Here is a 17247-nt window from a genome sequence, read left to right as displayed (position 1 = left end):
TTCCTATTGGGAAACTAACTTTCTTTTTAGGAATAAAAAGACGGTCAAGGCCCATCCAAGATGTTTTGCCTTTCGCGAGGAGTGACGAGCAATGTTGCCAGCAGAAACCCAGCGCATCATCGACAAGCACGGGATCAAGTACGTGCTTGCGCAATTTGTGGATATTCACGGTGCGGCCAAGACCAAGTCGGTGCCGATCTGTGGGCTCAAGACCGTCGCCGAAGAGGGCGCGGGTTTTGCCGGGTTTGCGATCAGTGGCATGGGCATGGAGCCCCACGGTCCGGACTTCATGGCTCGCGGTGACTTGTCCACCCTGACCCCGGTGCCCTGGCAACCGGGTTACGGGCGGGTGGTATGCGTCGGTCATGTCAACGGCAAACCGCATCCGTATGACAGTCGTTATGTGTTGCAGCAACAATTGCAACGCCTGGAAGAAAAGGGCTGGATCCTCAACACCGGTCTGGAACCCGAGTTCAACCTGATGCGTCGCGACGAGCAGGGCAAGCTGCAATTGGTCGACCCCAGCGACAACCTCGACAAGCCTTGCTACGACTATAAAGGCTTGTCGCGCTCCCGCGTTTTCCTTGAGCGGCTGACCGAAGCCCTGCAGGCAGTGGATTTCGAGGTCTATCAAATTGACCACGAAGACGCCAACGGCCAGTTCGAGATCAACTACACCTACAGCGACGCCATGACCTCGGCGGATCGCTTCACGTTTTTCCGCATGGCCGCCGGCGAGATCGCCAACGACCTAGGCATGATCTGCTCGTTCATGCCCAAGCCCGACCCGAAACGCGCCGGCAACGGCATGCACTTTCACCTGTCGATCAGCAGCGCCGACAACAAAAACCTGTTCCATGACGCCAGTGATCCGAGCGGCATGGGGTTGTCGAAAATGGCCTATCACTTCGCTGCCGGTCTGCTCGCCCACGGCCCGGCGCTGTGTGCCTTCGCCGCGCCGACGGTCAACTCCTACAAGCGTCTGGTGGTGGGCAACTCATTGTCCGGCGCGACCTGGGCGCCGGCCTTTATTGCCTTCGGCGCCAACAACCGTTCGGCTATGGTTCGGGTGCCTTACGGCCGCCTCGAATTCCGTCTGCCGGACGCCGGTTGCAACCCCTATCTGGTCAGCGCCGCGATCATCGCTGCGGGCCTGGACGGCATCGACCGTCAGTTGGAAATCGACCACGTCTGCAATGAAAACCTCTACAGCCTGAGCCTCGAGCAGATCGCCGCGCGGGGCATCAAGACCCTGCCGCAATCGCTCAAGGAAGCCTGCGACGCGCTCGAAGCCGACCCGTTGTTCGCCGAGGTGCTCGGCCCGCAAATCGTTGGCGAGTTCATCAAGCTCAAGCGTATGGAATGGGTGGAATACAGCCGCCACGTCTCCGACTGGGAAATCCAGCGCTACACCGAATTTTTCTGACTGTGTGCTTTGACAACCATTCGGGCACCCGGCACGGCGTCGGGCGTTCACTGCCTCCGAAGGAGACTTGATATGTGTGGAATCGTAGGTCTTTACCTGAAAAATCCGCAGCTGGAATCCCAGCTCGGCAAGCTCTTCGAACCGATGCTGCAGGCCATGACCGATCGTGGCCCGGACAGTGCCGGCTTCGCCATTTATGGCGATGAAGTGGCTGATGGCTGGGTCAAGCTGACCCTGCAGGCGACCACCGAAGGTTTCGACTGGAAAACCTTGATGGGCGAGTTGGAAGGGCGTCTCGGCTGTTCGCTGGACTGGTTCCAGAACGCCAGTGCCGCGGTGTTGAAGATCCATGCCGAAGAGGCGCCGGTACGCCTGGCCCTCGCTGAACTGGCACCGAGCCTGCGCATCATGAGCGCCGGGCAAAGCATCGAAATCCTCAAGGGCATGGGCTTGCCCCAGGAAATTTCCCAGCGTTTCGGCCTGGCCGGAATGAAGGGCAGCCACATCATTGGCCACACCCGAATGGCCACCGAAAGTGCGGTGACCATGGAAGGTAGCCACCCGTTTTCTACCGGCGCCGACTTGTGCCTGGTGCACAACGGCTCGCTGTCCAACCACTTCCGCCTGCGTCAGGAACTCAAGCGTGAAGGCATCCACTTCGAAACCGACAACGACACCGAAGTAGCCGCCGGCTATCTGACATGGCGCCTGCAGCAAGGCGACTCGCTGAAAGAAGCGCTGGATCATTCGTTGGAGGATCTCGACGGTTTCTTCACCTTCGCCATCGGCACCCGCAACGGGTTTGCGGTGATCCGCGACCCGGTCGCCTGCAAGCCGGCGATCCTCGCCGAGACCGACGACTACGTGGCCATGGCCTCCGAGTATCAGGCGCTGTCGAGCCTGCCGGGAATCGAACACGCCAGGATCTGGGAGCCGGCACCGGCCACCTTGTACATCTGGGAACGCGAGTCAGCTTAAGGAGCGCACACATGAAAACCATCGATCTTTCCACTGCCACTGTGCGTGACCTTAATCAGGCGCTACACGATCAGGTCAATAACGTCACCGATCACGAGTGGGTGGTGACTCACTCCGATGGCAAGCACAACCTCGCAGTCGGGGTGAATGAAGCGGTGTCCATCGATATCCAGGGTCACGCCGGTTACTACTGCGCGGGGATGAATCAAAAGGCCTCGATCACCGTTCACGGCAACGTCGGTGTGGGTTGCGCCGAAAACATGATGTCCGGCTACGTCCGGGTCAAAGGCAGCGCTTCGCAGGCGGCAGGTGCCACGGCACATGGCGGCTTGCTGGTGATTGAAGGCGATGCCGGGGCACGCTGCGGGATTTCCATGAAAGGCATCGACATCGTGGTCGGCGGCAGCATAGGCCACATGAGCTGTTTCATGGGCCAAGCCGGTCGCCTGGTGGTCTGCGGCGACGCCGGCGATGCGTTGGGCGATTCGTTGTACGAAACCCACATCTACGTCAAAGGCACCGTCGAATCCCTGGGTTCGGACTGCATCGAAAAAGAGATGCGTGCCGAGCACCTGGAGGAGCTGCAAGGGCTGCTCAATCGCGCCGGTTTCGAGCACGAGGCGGCTGACTTCAAGCGTTACGGTTCAGCCCGTCAGTTGTACAACTTCAAAGTCGATAACGCGTCCGCGTACTGATCCGCGCGAGGAGAAAAGATATGAGCGACCCAATCAGCCAAAAAGCGCCTCCCGTACTGCGCGAGTCAGCCACCTTCGACCGCCTGACCATCCAGGAAATCCAGCGTGCCGCGGAAACCGGCATCTACGATATTCGTGGCGGCGGTACCAAGCGCAAACTGCCGCATTTTGATGACCTGCTGCTGCTCGGCGCCAGCGTTTCGCGCTACCCGCTGGAAGGCTATCGGGAGAAGTGTGGCACCGATGTAATCCTCGGCAACCGCTTCGCCAAGAAGCCGATTCACCTGAAGATTCCAGTGACCATCGCCGGCATGAGCTTCGGTGCTTTGTCGGCCAATGCCAAGGAAGCCCTGGGCCGTGGCGCGACCATCGCTGGTACCAGCACCACCACCGGTGACGGCGGCATGACCCCGGAAGAACGCGGCCAGTCGCAGCATTTGGTTTATCAGTATTTGCCGTCCCGCTATGGCATGAACCCGGACGATCTGCGCAAGGCCGACGCCATTGAAATCGTCCTGGGGCAGGGTGCCAAACCCGGTGGCGGCGGTATGTTGCTGGGCATGAAGGTCACCGAACGTGTGGCCGGTATGCGCACCTTGCCGATCGGTGTCGACCAGCGCAGCGCCTGCCGCCACCCGGACTGGACTGGCCCGGATGACCTGGCGATCAAGATTGCCGAGCTGCGGGAAATCACCGATTGGGAAAAACCGATCTACGTGAAGATCGGCGCGAGCCGACCGTACTACGACGTCAAGTTGGCGGTAAAAGCCGGGGCTGACGTGATTGTGCTCGACGGGATGCAAGGCGGCACCGCGGCGACTCAGGAAGTGTTCATCGAACACGTCGGGATTCCAATTTTGTCGGCCATTCCGCAAGCGGTACAAGCTTTGCAAGAGATGGGCATGCACCGCAAGGTTCAGCTGATCGTTTCCGGAGGGATTCGCAACGGTGCCGACGTCGCCAAGGCGATGGCGCTGGGTGCGGATGCGGTGGCTATCGGGACGGCGGCGCTGATTGCCTTGGGCGATAACCATCCACGCCTGGACGAGGAACTGAAGAAAATCGGCTCGGCCGCCGGTTTCTACGATGACTGGCAGAACGGCCGGGACCCGGCCGGTATCACCACGCAGGACCCGGAGCTGTCCAAGCGTCTGGACCCGGTGGAAGGTGGTCGGCGTCTGGCCAACTACCTGCGCGTGCTGGTGCTGGAAGCCCAGACCATGGCCCGGGCTTGCGGCAAGTCGCACTTGCACAACCTCGATCCTGAGGACTTGGTAGCCCTGACGGTGGAGTCGGCTGCCATGGCGCGGGTGCCGCTGGCGGGGACCAACTGGATTCCAGGTTCTGGTTCCGGTTACTGAGAGAGTGCTCGTTCCCACGCGGACGGTTCGACGCCTCGACGTGGGAACGATCAAATCAAGGGGCCCGACAAGAGGCCCATGAGATAACAACTGCTCGCTGCCAGACACCTACCATTCCTTTGCAGGAGCTTTGAACATGGTCAATCGTCTTCTCGGCAAATCCCTTCTTGTCTTATTGGCGGCCGGCGCACTCGCGCCGCTCGCCCAGGCGGCCGACGCACCCACATTGAACACCGGCAGCACCGCCTGGATGGTGACCGCCGCGGTGCTGGTGCTGTTCATGTGTCTGCCGGGCCTCGCATTGTTTTACGGCGGTCTGGTGCGGGCGAAAAACATGCTCTCACTGTTTACCCAGTGCTTCGGCATCGCCGGCCTGGTCGGCGTGCTGTGGGTGATCTATGGCTACAGCATGGTGGTTGACAGCACCGGCATGGTTGAGGGGCAGGTGACGTTCAACAGTTTCGTCGGTGGTTTGAGCCGGGCCTTTCTGGCCGGCATGACCCCGGAAAGCCTGGTCGGTGACATCCCGGAAGGCGTGTTTGTAACCTTCCAGATGACCTTCGCGATCATTACCCCGGCGCTGATTGCCGGTGCATTCGCCGAGCGCATGAAGTTCTCGGCAGCGCTGTGGTTCATGGCGCTGTGGTTCACCCTGGTTTATGCGCCTGTCGCCCATATGGTCTGGGGAGGTTCGGGCGCTTTGATGCATAACTGGGGCGTTCTCGATTTTGCCGGCGGCACTGCGGTGCATATCAATGCCGGCGTCGCTGCTTTGGCTGCGTGCCTGATTCTCGGCAAGCGCAAGGGCTACCAGAATACGCCGATGCCGGCCCACAACCTGAGCCTGACCATGGCCGGTGCGGCGATGCTCTGGGTCGGCTGGTTCGGCTTCAATATCGGTTCCGGTGGCGGTCTCAATGGCACTTCGGGCATTGTCATGCTCAATACCCAACTGGGCGCTTGCGCGGGGATTCTCGGCTGGATGTTCACCGAGTGGTTCAAGGTCGGCAAGCCGAGCGCTTTGGGCCTGGCCAGCGGTGCTTTGGCCGGTTTGGTCGGCATTACTCCGGCGTGTGCGTATGTGGGCGTAGGCGGCGCGTTGGCCATCGGTCTGCTGTGCGGGGTGTTCTGCTACCTGAGCGTCACTGTGCTGAAACGCCGCTTCGGTTATGACGACAGCCTCGACGTGTTTGGCTTGCACGGCATCGGCGGAATGATTGGCGCGGTATTGACCGGCGTGTTCTGCGTGCCGTCCCTGGGCGGGTTGGTGGAAGGCGTGAGCATGGGCGCTCAAGTCGTGGCGCAGATCAAGGGCGTGTTGCTGACGACGGTGTACTGCTTCGCCATCAGCTGGATCATTCTCAAAGTGATCAACGCCGTCATCGGCTTGCGTGCCGATGAATCGGTGGAGGACATGGGGCTGGATCTGGCTGAACACAACGAGAGTGCCTACAACCACTGACCGTTACTATTGAACGACATGGCCCACTTTCGAGTGGGCCGTTTTCGTGGTGCTCAGCTCAACGCTGCTTCACTGATCGACTTTCGCTCGCGCGCTGCGACGGCACGCTGCAATTGACTGGCGATCAGGGTGTTCTTCAGCAGATACGCAATGGTCATCGGCCCCACGCCTCCCGGAACCGGCGTGATCGCACGGGCGACGGTACGCGCACTGGCGTAATCGACATCGCCTACCAGCCGGTTGCCGGACTCACTGGCAATGCGATTGATGCCGACATCGATCACCACCGCCCCAGCTTTGAGCCAGCTGGCGTCGATCATCTCAGGACGACCCACCGCCGCAACCACGATGTCCGCCAACCTGCACAACGCCGGTGCATCGACGCTGCGCGAGTGCACCACGCTAACCGAGCAGTTGGCCTGCAACAACAAGGTCGCCATGGGTTTGCCGACAATGTTCGAGCGGCCGATGACCACCGCGTGCAAGCCGCTCAAGTCACCGCAGGTTTCGTGCAGCAGGCGCATGCAGCCGCTAGGTGTGCAGGGTGTCAGGACTTCGATGCCTTGCACCAGGCCGCCGACGTTTTCCCGATGAAAGCCGTCCACGTCCTTGATCGGATCAATGGCATGAATCACCGCTCCTTCGTCGATATGGACCGGCAATGGCAGCTGCACCAGGATGCCGTTCACCGTGGCATCGGCATTCAGCTGCGCAATCAGTTCCAGTACTTGCGCCTGGCTGGCGGTTTCCGGCAGACGGTATTCAAGGGAGCGGATCCCGACGTCCTTGGCCCGCAGCAGTTTGTTGCGCACGTAGACCTCGCTGGCCGGGTCTTCACCGACGAGCAGCACGGCCAGGGCGGGGTAAATCTGCTGTCCGGCCAGGACCAGAACCTCTTCTCGAACTTCGTCGAGAACCTGGGCAGAGATGGCTTTGCCGTCGATAACGCGGGCAAGAGCAGGGGTGGTGCTGATCAAAAGAGTCACCGTCGTCTTGATTGATAGGGGGGCGAAGTGATCATCGAGGCGTCGTTGCGCCCCGATGATCCATCAGAGACCAGCAGGCAAGGGCGCTCAGGCTACCAGTTGATGGCAACCGTACACCACCAGTACACCCGCGATCAGCGTGGCATAAGGCAGCCAGCCGGCGTGTTTTTGACCGGCATCGGCCTGAATGTACAGGTCGCTGAGCATCGCTTCCGGGAAGCGCCCCTTGTCCTGCACATAGTGGCGGTAGCAGAACACTGGAAGAATCAACAGCGCCAGCAACAGGCCGGTCACCAGGGTGCCGGCGCCCCAGATATCGGCACCCAGCCCCATGCACGCCAGGTTGACGAAGCTCAGTACGCCACCCGCGGACAACAGCACGGTCGGGGCCTTGTACGGGCGTATCCAGTCGGGACGGTCCAGGCGATGGATCCATCCGGCATTGAGGTTGAGGAAGTTGAAGATGATGTAGCTGACGTTGGACGCGACCAGCACGAACACATAATCGGACATCAGCAACAGAAGCAGGTTGAACGACAAGTCGGTCCACATCGCTGCGGTAGGCGCGCCGTGTTCGTTGGTGCGGCCCAGGTATTTCGGCAGCCAGCCATCGACCGACGCCTGATACAGGGTGCGCGAGGAGCCGGACATCGAGGTCATGATTGCCAGCAGCGTGGCCAGGACCAACATGTTCAGCACGATGTTGGCCACCAGATTGCCGCCGCCGATGCTGTCCGCCATGACCTGCCCGACGCCCATGCCGCTGTAGATCGTGGGTGACAACAGACCGCTGTAGACCGCCGGCGAAACCACTGCGCCGCTGGCATCGAGCACGCCAGCAGCGGCTGCTGTCGTTGATCAAGCAAAGTGAGTCGAGCCGCGCCGCGGCAGCCCTGGCGGCTATCCTGTACAAGGAAGGCACGGTGGATTATCTGGTGCTGCTACATGCACAGCGTGAACGGCTGAACGCCGAGGACGCTCAGGCACTGGGTGAAATTGATCAGTACCGGGGAATTGGCGCGATCTATAAAGCGTTGGGGGAGGCTGGGATAGCAGCGACGGCAAAGTCGCGGGACTGTGACCCCGATTACAAGGCCGGCCCAAACAATCTTCAGGCGGGCGAGAAACCTGTGGCTTCGGAGCTTACGGTCGAGATACTTGCAGACAGGCTCGCCACAAGTGTGAGGACCTTGATTCGCATGTTTCAGAGGGAATTCAAGACAACGCCTGCGAAGTACGTCGAGGACGTCCGGGTCGAAGCGGCCTGTCGGCAAATAGAGCTGGGAAGGCGATCGATGGAGGAGGTTGCGCGCCGATGCGGCTACCACAGTGTCGACGTGCTGAGAAAAGCCTTCGTGCGACGCATGGGGGTGAGTCCAAAGGAGTACGCACAACGTTTCGCGCCAGTTAACGAGCCTGCTTAGGCATTGGCAAGCAGAATGTAAACGCTGCCCAGCACTAATGTGACTTGTCATGGTCAATAAATCCCGCACGACCGTCAGCGGTCGTACTGCTCGGAGCCGACCGGCTCCACATCGGCATTTTGATCAAGGACAGTGAAAGCATGCTCGCCGCAAGATAATCAACAACCGCCTCCACCGGGTTCCGTGAATCGGGACTCGCCGTACGTTCACCCCTCAATCCAATTCGAAGATTAAAAGCATGCACCTACGCAAAATTGCAGTTGGGCTGTCGGCCCTTGTTTTGCTCTCGACCGGGGCAGAAGCCCGCAGTCTGCTGGATTTCCTCAAACCGCCCACCCAGCATCAGGAACAAACGTCCCACTCGGGCTCGATCAGCCAGAACGCGGCCCTGGAACTCTATTCAAACAAACAGAAACAGGCATCGTTTGACGGCTGCGCAGATCTGTTCCCAGCAGCGAAACCGATCAACATGGCCACTGTGCCTGCAACCATGAAACCCTTGGCCCTGTGCTCTGACAACTTCGCGGTGCTGTACTCGCAAACCAGTAGGACGCCGCTGGTAGTGGTCGAACGCCTTAATGCAGCCCAGCTGCAGGATGCCAAGGGGGAGGAGCGCACCAACCAGTTCTACCCGGACCCACGCATCCCCAAGAATGGACGGGCAGAGTTGAGCGACTACCGTAGCCAGCATCCGGCCGTGGACCGCGGCCATCAATCCCCGGCAGCCGATGCACCGAACCCCAATGCAATGGCCCAATCCTTTGCGCTGTCGAACATGGTGCCGCAAGACCCCACCAACAACCGGAAGATCTGGAGCAAGGTCGAGGCGGATGTCAGAAAATTTGCCAAGCGAGCCGATGGCAATGTGTTTGTCTTCACCGGCCCGCTCTTTGACTCTGGCCACACCACCATTGGCGACAACAAGGTCTGGGTGCCGACCCGCCTGTTCAAACTGGTTTACGACGCATCGTCCAAGCGTGCCTGGGCCTACGTACTACCCAACGCTGAAACCCGTATCGAGAGACCGATGGACTATGACGCTTTCGTGAAAAGTACCGGGCTTAACTTGCTGGGGAATCTACCGGTCACAGGTTCCGTAGGGCGCTCTTGATGGCTTGATGAATTGCACCTCAAAGGCTGGATGCAACCGATGGGGTGCTTCATTCACGGATAGATAGCGGTGGTTTAAAAGTTGCTGCGGGGCATCGGATTTGCAAACGCGACTCACGACTTAAACAGATATAGCACCCGCACAATCCACCACGTCGTACACAGGAGGCGAATGGCGAAAGCCCCTATGCCATCCGCTCCACTTGCGCCTGCCGTCTTTATTGGCTGGAGCGAATGGCCCCTCCATCAATCAACAAGTTCTGCCCGGTCAGGTAGCCCGCATGACTGCTGCAAACGAAAGCGCACAGAGCGCCGAACTCCTCGGGTGAGCCGAAGCGTTTAGCAGGAATTTCGCTACGGCATTCGCCGAGGAATGCCTCACTGTCTTGCCCCGACTCTTGGGCAGCAGCGACCAGGTTGTCACGCAGTCGATCGGTGTCGAATGAGCCCGGTTGCAGGTTGTTGATCGTCACATTCCGACTGGCGATGCTTTCTTGCCGGGAAAGCCCTGCGATAAATCCCGTCAGACCACTGCGCGCGCCATTGGAAAGACCCAGGCTTTCGATAGGGGACTTCACGGCACTCGACGTGATGTTGATGATTCGGCCAAATCCGCGTGTCGCCATACCGTCTACCGTTGCCTTGATCAACTCGATAGGGGTGAGCATGTTGGTATCCAGCGCCTTGAGCCAGGCGTCGCGGTTCCATTCGCGGAAATCCCCGGGAGGAGGGCCTCCAGCGTTGTTGATCAAAATATCGAAATGCTCATGGGCCGCCAGGGCTGCCGTGCGACCCTCAGGCGTCGAAATGTCTCCGGCTACGGCGATGACAGTCACTTGAGGATTTATCGCTCTGAGCTGACGGGCAGTTTCATTCAGCGTCTGTTCGCCTCGGGCGGTGATCACCACGTTCACGCCTTCGCTGACGAGTGCCTGTGCGCAGGCTTTACCCAGGCCTTTGCTGGCCGCGCACACCAGCGCCCAGCGTCCTGCTATTCCAAGATTCATGCGTGTTTTCCTGAAAGAAGGAAGCTCAAAGAAAGTGGTTGCCTACTGCAGCACCCATGCTCACGCATGATTCGCAGTGACAGGCAGGTTTGGCGATCGAGTACTGATTCCCATAAAGCGCCGCACTCTCTCTCCTTCGGCATCGCAGCGTATGGTTTCAGGTGCAGCATCCAGTTGGATATTACCGTTCTCCATGAAGACGACCCGGTCGGATATCGACATGGCAAAGTCCATTTCGTGGGTGACGATAATCATGGTCATGCCTTCACTGGCAAGGTCGCGTATGACGTTCAGCACATCGCCCACCAGCTCTGGATCGAGCGCTGACGTAGGCTCGTCGAACAGCATGATGTCCGGCTCCATGGCCAAAGCACGCGCGATCGCCACGCGCTGTTGCTGTCCGCCGGAGAGCTGGTGCGGGTACTTGTGGGCGTGGGCGAGCAGGCCGACCTTGTCCAGCAGCGCATAAGCACGGTGCTCGCTCAGCTCACCCGGGATGCCGTGGTAACGCGGCGCCAGCGTGACGTTGTCGAGAATGGTGCGGTGCGGGAACAGATTGAAGTTCTGGAACACCATGCCAATGTGCCGCACGCCTTTGCGCAGACGGGCGCTGTTGGGCTTGTCCGAAGCTTCGATGAATTTTTCACCGAACAACAGAATGTCGCCTGTATCGATGCTTTCCAGACCGTTGACCGTGCGGATCAGCGAAGTTTTGCCGGAACCGGATGGGCCAATGATCGAGATCACCTGGCCGTATTCGACATTCAGATCGATACCCATCAGCACTTGGTGCGTGCCATAGCTCTTCTGGATGTTCTTCAGTTGCAGGATTGGCGTCGCGTTGCTGCCCGCGGCTTTGCGCGCATTGTCGGGCAAGGCTTCGGCGATGGCCTTGAGCTTGACCACGGCGGCGGCATCGAGTGTATGCGGCTTGCGGAAGTTCAGGTCCAGGTAGCGCTCCAGACGCTGCAGGAAAAAGCCGAACACGGTGACGATCAGCACGTAGTACACGCCCACCGCAGCCAGGGTTTCCATGACCAGGAAGTTGGTGGCATAGAGGCGTTGGCCGACCGTGAGGATTTCGGTCAAGGAGATGACCGAGACCAGCGACGTCAGCTTGACCACCGTGATGTATTCATTGATCAACGTAGGCAGCGAGATACGGAAAGCCTGGGGGATCACGATCAAGCGCTGCATGCCGAACAGGCCGACACCCAGCGCGCGGCCTGCTTCCTTCTGGCCCTTGGCCACGGAGATCAGGCCACCACGGTGGATCTCCGCCATGTAAGCCGCTTCCGTGACCACCAGGGCAAGCAAGCCAGAGTAGAAGGGGTTTGACAGGATCGGTCCGCTACCGGGAAACAATTGCGGCAAGTTGTAGACGAAGACCACCAGCACCAGCAACGGGATGCTGCGGAAGAACCAGATGTAGACCGCCGCGGGAATGCGCAGTAAGGGCGACTGGGACAACTTCGCCGTGGCCAGGCCAAAGCCCAGCAGCATGCCGAGGAACCAGGCCAGGGCACTGAGCTGGACCACCGTGACGCAGGCCTTCCAGAAGTCCGGCAGGGAGAACAGGGAGAGGAAATACGACCAATCGAATTGCATAGGGCACCTCAATCTGCCGCCCCGGTGCAGGGGCGGCAGATGACCAGACTACAAGGACACGTTCTTAGTTGGCAGTCGGTTCTTCCAAGCCATATTTCTTAAGAATAGAGGCGTATTCACCGCTCTTTTTGGTCTCCTCGAAGGCTTTTTGCACGGCCTGGAATGTTTCGTCGTTACCTTTTTTGACGAAGATACCCAGGGTTTGCTGATAGATCGGGTTTTCCGTGGTGATCACTACCCGGCCATTGGTCTTTTCCGCGATCATTTTTGCAGCGCCAGCGATTTCAACCTGGGCCTGAATGTTCTTGGACAACAGGGCCTGGGTCACTTCGGGCGCCGAGGGGTACTCGCTGACGGTGATGGCGCCTTTGTTGTTCGGCACGCAGTACTCATCGGAGAGCTTCTTGAATTCCTTGACCCAGGTGGTGCCCTGTTCCAGCCCCAGTTTCAAGCCGCACAGGTCTTCAGGTTTTTTCGCATTGATCTCGCTGCCCTTGGGCACCATGACTGCGGCACCGGTGTTGGCATAGGCGATGGTTTGGGCCTGAGTCTGGCGTTCCGGCGTGATGTACATGCCGGAAATGACCGCGTCGTACTTGGCGGAGTTCAGGCCCAGGATCAGGCTCGGGAACTTGGTGTCGACGAACTCCACCTTGGCGTTCATGTGCTTGGCCAGGGCCGCTGCCAGTTCGGGATCCGAACCCACCACGTTTTTGTCTTTGTCATAGGACTCGAAGGGCGGGTAGGTGATTTCCATGCCGACCTTGAACGTGTCTGTCGCGGCCATGCTCACCGAGGCACCGAGCATACCGGCTGCCAATACAGCCAAGCTCAACAGGTTTTTTTTATTGTTTTTCATTTTTTACTGACTCCGGCGTAGGTAAGGGGTAACTGAAAACTTCAATCAGGACGGTTGAGCCTGATTTTTCAAATGTCCGAAACTGGCGGGCTTGCGTGCCTTGCCTGGCAGTTGAACTTCCCCATTGGCCACCCTCTGGCGCAGATACTGATAGGTCTGCAGTGCCTGGCCATACATGTGTTCGCCGATTGTGATTTCTTCGTAGTCGTTGCCTCCCTGGGCGAACCCGGGCAGTGGTTTGATCTGGGTGTGATAGTCGCAGGCATAAAATAGAGGAAAGGAATAACGCTCCTCCTTCACGCTCCGCACCCGGTGCGCAGTGGCAACGAATGCGCCTGCCGTCATCACTTCCAGCATGTCGCCGATGTTGACCACAAAGGCATCGGCAATCGGTGGTGCATCGATCCATTGTCCAAGGTTGTTCATCACCTCAAGGCCTGGTTTGTCGGCCAGGAGGATGGTGAAGCACTCATAATCAGTATGGGCGCCAAGACCCGGTGCGTCATGGGCGGCACCGTCGAAGGGGTAGTGGATCAGGCGCAGCTTGGACGGCGGGCGGGTGACCAGGCTGTCGAAATAGTTTTCTTCCAGGCCCAGGGTCAGGGCAAAGCCACCGAACAGGCGCCGGCCCAAGGCGAAGATCGCTTCATAGTAGGCCTGCACCGACGCCTTGAAATCCGGCAACTGCGGCCAGTCGTTGGGCCCCAGCAACGGGGTGTTGGCCAGCACCAGCGGGTCATCGGCCGGGACTTCGAAGCCGACGTCGAAGGCTTCCTTGTGGTCCGGCTTGCCTTTGGAATAGACCTCTTCGCCTTCGGGTACAAAGCCCTTGTGGGTTTGCGAGGTGCCGATGTAGTGCCGCATCTTGGTGTCGAAGGGCTGGTCGAAAAAGTCCTTGGCAGCCTTGCGCAGGTTGGCGATCAGTTGCGGGTCGATACCGTGATCGGTGATATAGAGGAACCCGACTTCGCTGGCGGCGCGCCCCAATTGTTGGGCCACGGCCAGGCGGTGTTCCAGTTCGAAGCTGAACAGGCCGGCGATGTTGACCACCGGGATGCTATTGAAGTTGGCTTTGTGTGTGTCAGTGCTGGCGCTGTTGTTTTTATTGTCAGGCATGACGCATCGGCTCCCTAAGGATTGCTTGAGTGGTGGAAACGCTCGAAGTGTTCGCGCTCGGTCTGGCCCATCCACACGTTCAATGACCACAGGTCGGCGACCGGGACATTGGTGAAGGGCAAATGATGCAGGTAACCGTCGGCGCCGAATTCCGGGGTCAGGGTGCTGACCTGGTAACCGCGGGCTTGCTGCGAGCGCCAGATGCTTTCCCAGTGCTGCTGATGGAAAGCCAGTTCTTTTGCATATTCGGGAGCCGCCGGGTGCGGAACCTGCGGGCCTTGGTCGTAACCGACCCGTGCCTGGATATGGTGAACCCGCTCGATGAAAGCGCTCAGATCATCGGCCGGGTCATTCAACAGACGCTCGCAGGTCACGACCCAATGGCTGATGTCACTGGTGAACAACAGATCGGGTAGTTGCCGGATCAACTCCAGGGTCACCCAGGGGTTGAACAGCGAGCGCGAGCGGTGGGTTTCGAAACTGCAGACCTGACCGTGCTTGCGCGCCAGATCCAGCGCCTGACCAAAAAACTCCACTTGTTGTGGCAAGGACCAGCGGTCATTGCCCGCCAGCACGTTGACAAAACGTGGGCCGAGCTCGGCGGCCCACGCCAGTTTCTGATCGAGGTCATTGAGGTGAACATCAGCGGTCGCCGACTGGTCCGGCAGCACATCGTACGCCGTGAAGACTGTGCTGATGTAACCCAGGCGATTGGCCTGGAGAAAGAAGGCGAACTCAGCCCGTTCACGGGCGTCCAGTGGCAGACGTGCTTCCATTCCATCAAAGCCCGCCTGCAGCAGCTCTTCAAGCGCTTGGGCCTTGATGGCGGTGTAACCCCACAGCGTGCGGAAGATTTCCAGCTTCATCGGTGATCCTCAAAAATCCCTAGGCCTACTGCAAAAGCACTTCGACAAAGCCAGTCGGCGATCAAGGGCCAGCAACGGCACAGGATTTTTGAGCCGGGTCTCTGCCTGATGGGTCCCACTAAGCGCTGCCGAGGCTGGTTCGCTGTGGAGCCGATGTTAGGCATAGGCGGCGGGGTGGAAGAATCTGAAAATTCAAATGAATACTTCAGACTTTCGTCAACAAATAGCTAGCTATTTATCGCGCTTTTCAAGAGGGATTTTATGGGCGAGTAGGTGTCTACGCTGACTATTAGCGAGGGGTGCCATTGTTACGGCATTATTTTGAAGAGTCCCAAGCGACACTGGGGCGTTGATGGTCTGTTTCTGGCCGATTTCCGCCTGTCATGACTGACCGCGATCGATACCAAGTTTAAATCTGAGCCAGCCAGCAGCCTCTGATGTCCCGCAAGACAGTAATAAAGAAGTCGCCTCGTCAAAACAGCGCATGCCCAAGCCGGGTCGAGAAACGGCGCTGCGTAACCTGACAATTGCTTTCGAACACTACAACGAGCAGCGTCTGCACAACGCTTTCAATTATCGCTTGCCGAGGGAGTTCAGGCGCTTGGCAATTGCATCATTTGAACAAGACATTGTGTCCGTGTTGGTGGGGGATAAGGCCAGTTTAAGAGCTGTACAAAATAATTATTTAGTATAACTTTTAAAGGTGTCCATTGAGTCCTATCGAGGTCTTTGCATGACCATGCAGACGGACCGCTTAATCCGCCACCTTATCTGTCTTGTGCTGATGCTCCAGAGTGCTGAACTATTTGCTGATTGGCGCGAGGCGTTACCCGATTCTCGTCGGTTGGGTAGCGGGGAGATGCGCGTATTCGGTTTCTCCATCTACAGCGCGCAGTTCTGGAGCCCACGCCTGATTGCCGGAGAACCACTGGGTGCAGATGTGCCTTTTGCGCTAGAGCTGACCTACAGTCGCGCTATTAGTCGCGATGATCTGGTTGAGGCCAGCATCAAGGAAATCCGTCGCTTGTCGCCCAACTCCCTGAATTCAGAGTTGATGGCCCGCTGGGAGTGGGAGATGCAGCAGGCGTTTGTCGATGTGCGCGCCGGTGACCGCATCACCGGAGTCTATATCCCTGGAGAGGGCGCACGTTTTTACGTTGGCGAGAACCTACAACATGTGGTGAGGGATGATGCGTTCGCCAAAGCCTTTTTTGCGATCTGGCTTGACCCCCGAACACGCAACCCGGAGCTGCGCGCCCAATTGCTGGGTGCAGTTAAACCCTGAGTCCGTTGAGGAAATGCGCATGTTGAAGATATGGATGCTGCTGCTATGCATTGGCCTTACAAGTTGCAGCCGGGTGGATGTGCACACTTACAGCCAGGAGACGCCCACGCTTGAGTTGCGCGAATTCTTCGAGGGCCGGGTCGAAGCCTGGGGTATGTTTCAAAAGCGTTCAGGCGAGGTAACCAAGCGTTTCCACGTTGAGATCAATGGCCACACCGAAGGCAATAGGCTGATCCTCGACGAATCATTCACTTACAGCGACGGTACCAAGCAAAAACGGGTTTGGACTCTAACCCCCGCTGGCCCTAGTCAATGGCGCGGAACCGCTGGCGACGTGGTGGGCGAGGCGCGTGGTGAGGTGGCAGGCAATACACTGCGCTGGAAATATGTGCTGAACCTACCGGTGGATGGCAAGGAGTATCAGGTTCACTTAGACGACTGGATGTACCTATTAGACAAGAACACCATGATCAATCGCTCGTTCATGACCAAGTTCGGGGTGGAGGTAGGCCAGATCACCTTGTTCTTCCGCAAGCAGTCTTGAGTCAACGTGCATGCTGTCCGGCCATCCAGTGCAGCGCCGGCGTCAACATCGCCCATATCAATGCGAGTAGCAGAACGCTGGGCCAAACACCTAGCGGCAGACCCACGCCTGCTAGCTTAGCGCCTCCCAAATAGGAGAGCGGACCGCCTAAGGCCCCTAGTAGGCTGCCCATCCACCAAGGCCGTTTCGTCCAGCTCAGGCTGTGACGCAAAGTGCTGGCGAAAAGCAGCCATAGCATTGCCAGCCACAGCGGCAGAAAAGTAGCGGCACCGGAAAAGTAGAACAGCCCGAGGTGCAATAGGACACTGTCCAGGACCCAACCGCAGGCTGCCACCCGTAACAGACTGCGCCACTCATTAAGGTCGTTGGCAATCCAAAGCAGGTGTATAGCTAGGCAGGCGATTGCAATCAGCAGCAGCCATGGCCGTTGCGCACCAAACACGCAGGCGAACCAGCCGAGTTGGAACAGCCCTGCGTTCAGCAACAACTGGCCCCGCTCGCTCATGCCTTTAGGCCGAAG

Annotated in this window: 15 protein-coding genes and 3 pseudogenes; 10 read left to right on the top strand and 8 right to left on the bottom strand. The window is 58.7% G+C overall.

Features of this window, described 5'->3' with window-relative positions; translation table 11 throughout:
• Positions 1–91 precede the first annotated feature (91 nt).
• The 5 genes from glnT (at position 92) to ACMXYH_RS17615 (ending at position 5922) form a co-directional block, all read left to right on the top strand.
• The gene (glnT, locus tag ACMXYH_RS17635; RefSeq protein ID WP_415764321.1) at positions 92–1426 is read left to right on the top strand and encodes a type III glutamate--ammonia ligase; all 1335 of its coding nucleotides are present in this window, start codon (positions 92–94) and stop codon (positions 1424–1426) included.
• Between the two features lie 72 nt (positions 1427–1498).
• Positions 1499–2404 carry a class II glutamine amidotransferase gene (locus ACMXYH_RS17630; RefSeq protein ID WP_415764319.1) on the top strand — a complete coding sequence of 302 codons (906 nt, stop codon included), beginning with the start codon at positions 1499–1501 and terminating at the stop codon, positions 2402–2404.
• A gap of 11 nt (positions 2405–2415) precedes the next feature.
• A complete protein-coding gene (locus tag ACMXYH_RS17625; protein ID WP_415764317.1) occupies positions 2416–3099 on the top strand; it encodes a protein glxC in 684 nt (227 codons plus the stop codon).
• A gap of 20 nt (positions 3100–3119) precedes the next feature.
• Positions 3120–4460, top strand: a complete 1341-nt coding sequence (locus tag ACMXYH_RS17620) for an FMN-binding glutamate synthase family protein (RefSeq protein ID WP_415764316.1) — start codon at positions 3120–3122, stop codon at positions 4458–4460.
• Positions 4461–4596: 136 nt separating this feature from the next.
• The gene (locus ACMXYH_RS17615; RefSeq protein ID WP_415764314.1) at positions 4597–5922 is read left to right on the top strand and encodes an ammonium transporter; all 1326 of its coding nucleotides are present in this window, start codon (positions 4597–4599) and stop codon (positions 5920–5922) included.
• A 53-nt stretch (positions 5923–5975) separates the two neighbouring features.
• Here ACMXYH_RS17615 and ACMXYH_RS17610 read toward each other — a convergent pair whose 3' ends face one another.
• Positions 5976–6899: a bifunctional 5,10-methylenetetrahydrofolate dehydrogenase/5,10-methenyltetrahydrofolate cyclohydrolase gene (locus ACMXYH_RS17610; RefSeq protein WP_415764312.1), complete on the bottom strand. Its 924-nt coding sequence runs from the start codon at positions 6897–6899 to the stop codon at positions 5976–5978.
• Between the two features lie 96 nt (positions 6900–6995).
• A pseudogene (locus ACMXYH_RS17605) lies at positions 6996–7742 on the bottom strand (amino acid permease); the annotation flags it as partial.
• On the opposite strand from ACMXYH_RS17605, the pseudogene ACMXYH_RS17600 reads away from it, so the two are divergent.
• The 3 genes and pseudogenes from ACMXYH_RS17600 to ACMXYH_RS17590 form a co-directional block, all read left to right on the top strand.
• A pseudogene (locus ACMXYH_RS17600) lies at positions 7742–7989 on the top strand (TolC family protein); the annotation flags it as partial. The pseudogenes ACMXYH_RS17605 and ACMXYH_RS17600 sit on opposite strands and share 1 nt — an antisense overlap.
• 52 nt (positions 7990–8041) lie before the next feature.
• Positions 8042–8332, top strand: a pseudogene (locus ACMXYH_RS17595) (helix-turn-helix domain-containing protein); the annotation flags it as partial.
• A 238-nt stretch (positions 8333–8570) separates the two neighbouring features.
• Positions 8571–9443 (top strand): DNA/RNA non-specific endonuclease, encoded by an 873-nt coding sequence (locus tag ACMXYH_RS17590; RefSeq protein ID WP_415764310.1) that lies wholly within the window; start codon positions 8571–8573, stop codon positions 9441–9443.
• A 217-nt stretch (positions 9444–9660) separates the two neighbouring features.
• On the opposite strand, the gene ACMXYH_RS17585 is transcribed toward ACMXYH_RS17590, so the two are convergent.
• From ACMXYH_RS17585 to ACMXYH_RS17565, 5 genes are all read right to left on the bottom strand, one after another.
• Positions 9661–10449 carry an SDR family oxidoreductase gene (locus tag ACMXYH_RS17585; RefSeq protein WP_415764308.1) on the bottom strand — a complete coding sequence of 263 codons (789 nt, stop codon included), beginning with the start codon at positions 10447–10449 and terminating at the stop codon, positions 9661–9663.
• Positions 10450–10509: 60 nt separating this feature from the next.
• Positions 10510–12057, bottom strand: a complete 1548-nt coding sequence (locus ACMXYH_RS17580; RefSeq protein WP_415764307.1) for an amino acid ABC transporter permease/ATP-binding protein — start codon at positions 12055–12057, stop codon at positions 10510–10512.
• A gap of 64 nt (positions 12058–12121) precedes the next feature.
• Positions 12122–12916, bottom strand: a complete 795-nt coding sequence (locus tag ACMXYH_RS17575) for an ABC transporter substrate-binding protein (protein WP_415764305.1) — start codon at positions 12914–12916, stop codon at positions 12122–12124.
• A gap of 45 nt (positions 12917–12961) precedes the next feature.
• Positions 12962–14032, bottom strand: coding sequence for an isopenicillin N synthase family dioxygenase (locus ACMXYH_RS17570; protein WP_415764303.1), 1071 nt, complete (start codon positions 14030–14032; stop codon positions 12962–12964).
• Between the two features lie 14 nt (positions 14033–14046).
• On the bottom strand, positions 14047–14898 hold the full coding sequence (locus ACMXYH_RS17565) for a sugar phosphate isomerase/epimerase family protein (protein WP_415764302.1): 852 nt from the start codon (positions 14896–14898) through the stop codon (positions 14047–14049).
• Positions 14899–15631: 733 nt separating this feature from the next.
• On the opposite strand from ACMXYH_RS17565, the gene ACMXYH_RS17560 reads away from it, so the two are divergent.
• Positions 15632–16183 carry a chalcone isomerase family protein gene (locus ACMXYH_RS17560; RefSeq protein ID WP_415764300.1) on the top strand — a complete coding sequence of 184 codons (552 nt, stop codon included), beginning with the start codon at positions 15632–15634 and terminating at the stop codon, positions 16181–16183.
• A gap of 19 nt (positions 16184–16202) precedes the next feature.
• The gene (locus tag ACMXYH_RS17555; protein ID WP_129443797.1) at positions 16203–16727 is read left to right on the top strand and encodes a DUF3833 domain-containing protein; all 525 of its coding nucleotides are present in this window, start codon (positions 16203–16205) and stop codon (positions 16725–16727) included.
• 1 nt (position 16728) lies between these two features.
• On the opposite strand, the gene ACMXYH_RS17550 is transcribed toward ACMXYH_RS17555, so the two are convergent.
• Positions 16729–17232, bottom strand: coding sequence for a DUF2878 domain-containing protein (locus tag ACMXYH_RS17550; protein ID WP_415767718.1), 504 nt, complete (start codon positions 17230–17232; stop codon positions 16729–16731).
• Between the last annotated feature and the right edge of the window lie 15 nt (positions 17233–17247).

Source organism: Pseudomonas frigoris, assembly GCF_047758635.1.
Lineage (GTDB): Bacteria > Pseudomonadota > Gammaproteobacteria > Pseudomonadales > Pseudomonadaceae > Aquipseudomonas > Aquipseudomonas frigoris.
This window is presented reverse-complemented; position numbering and strand designations above follow the sequence as displayed.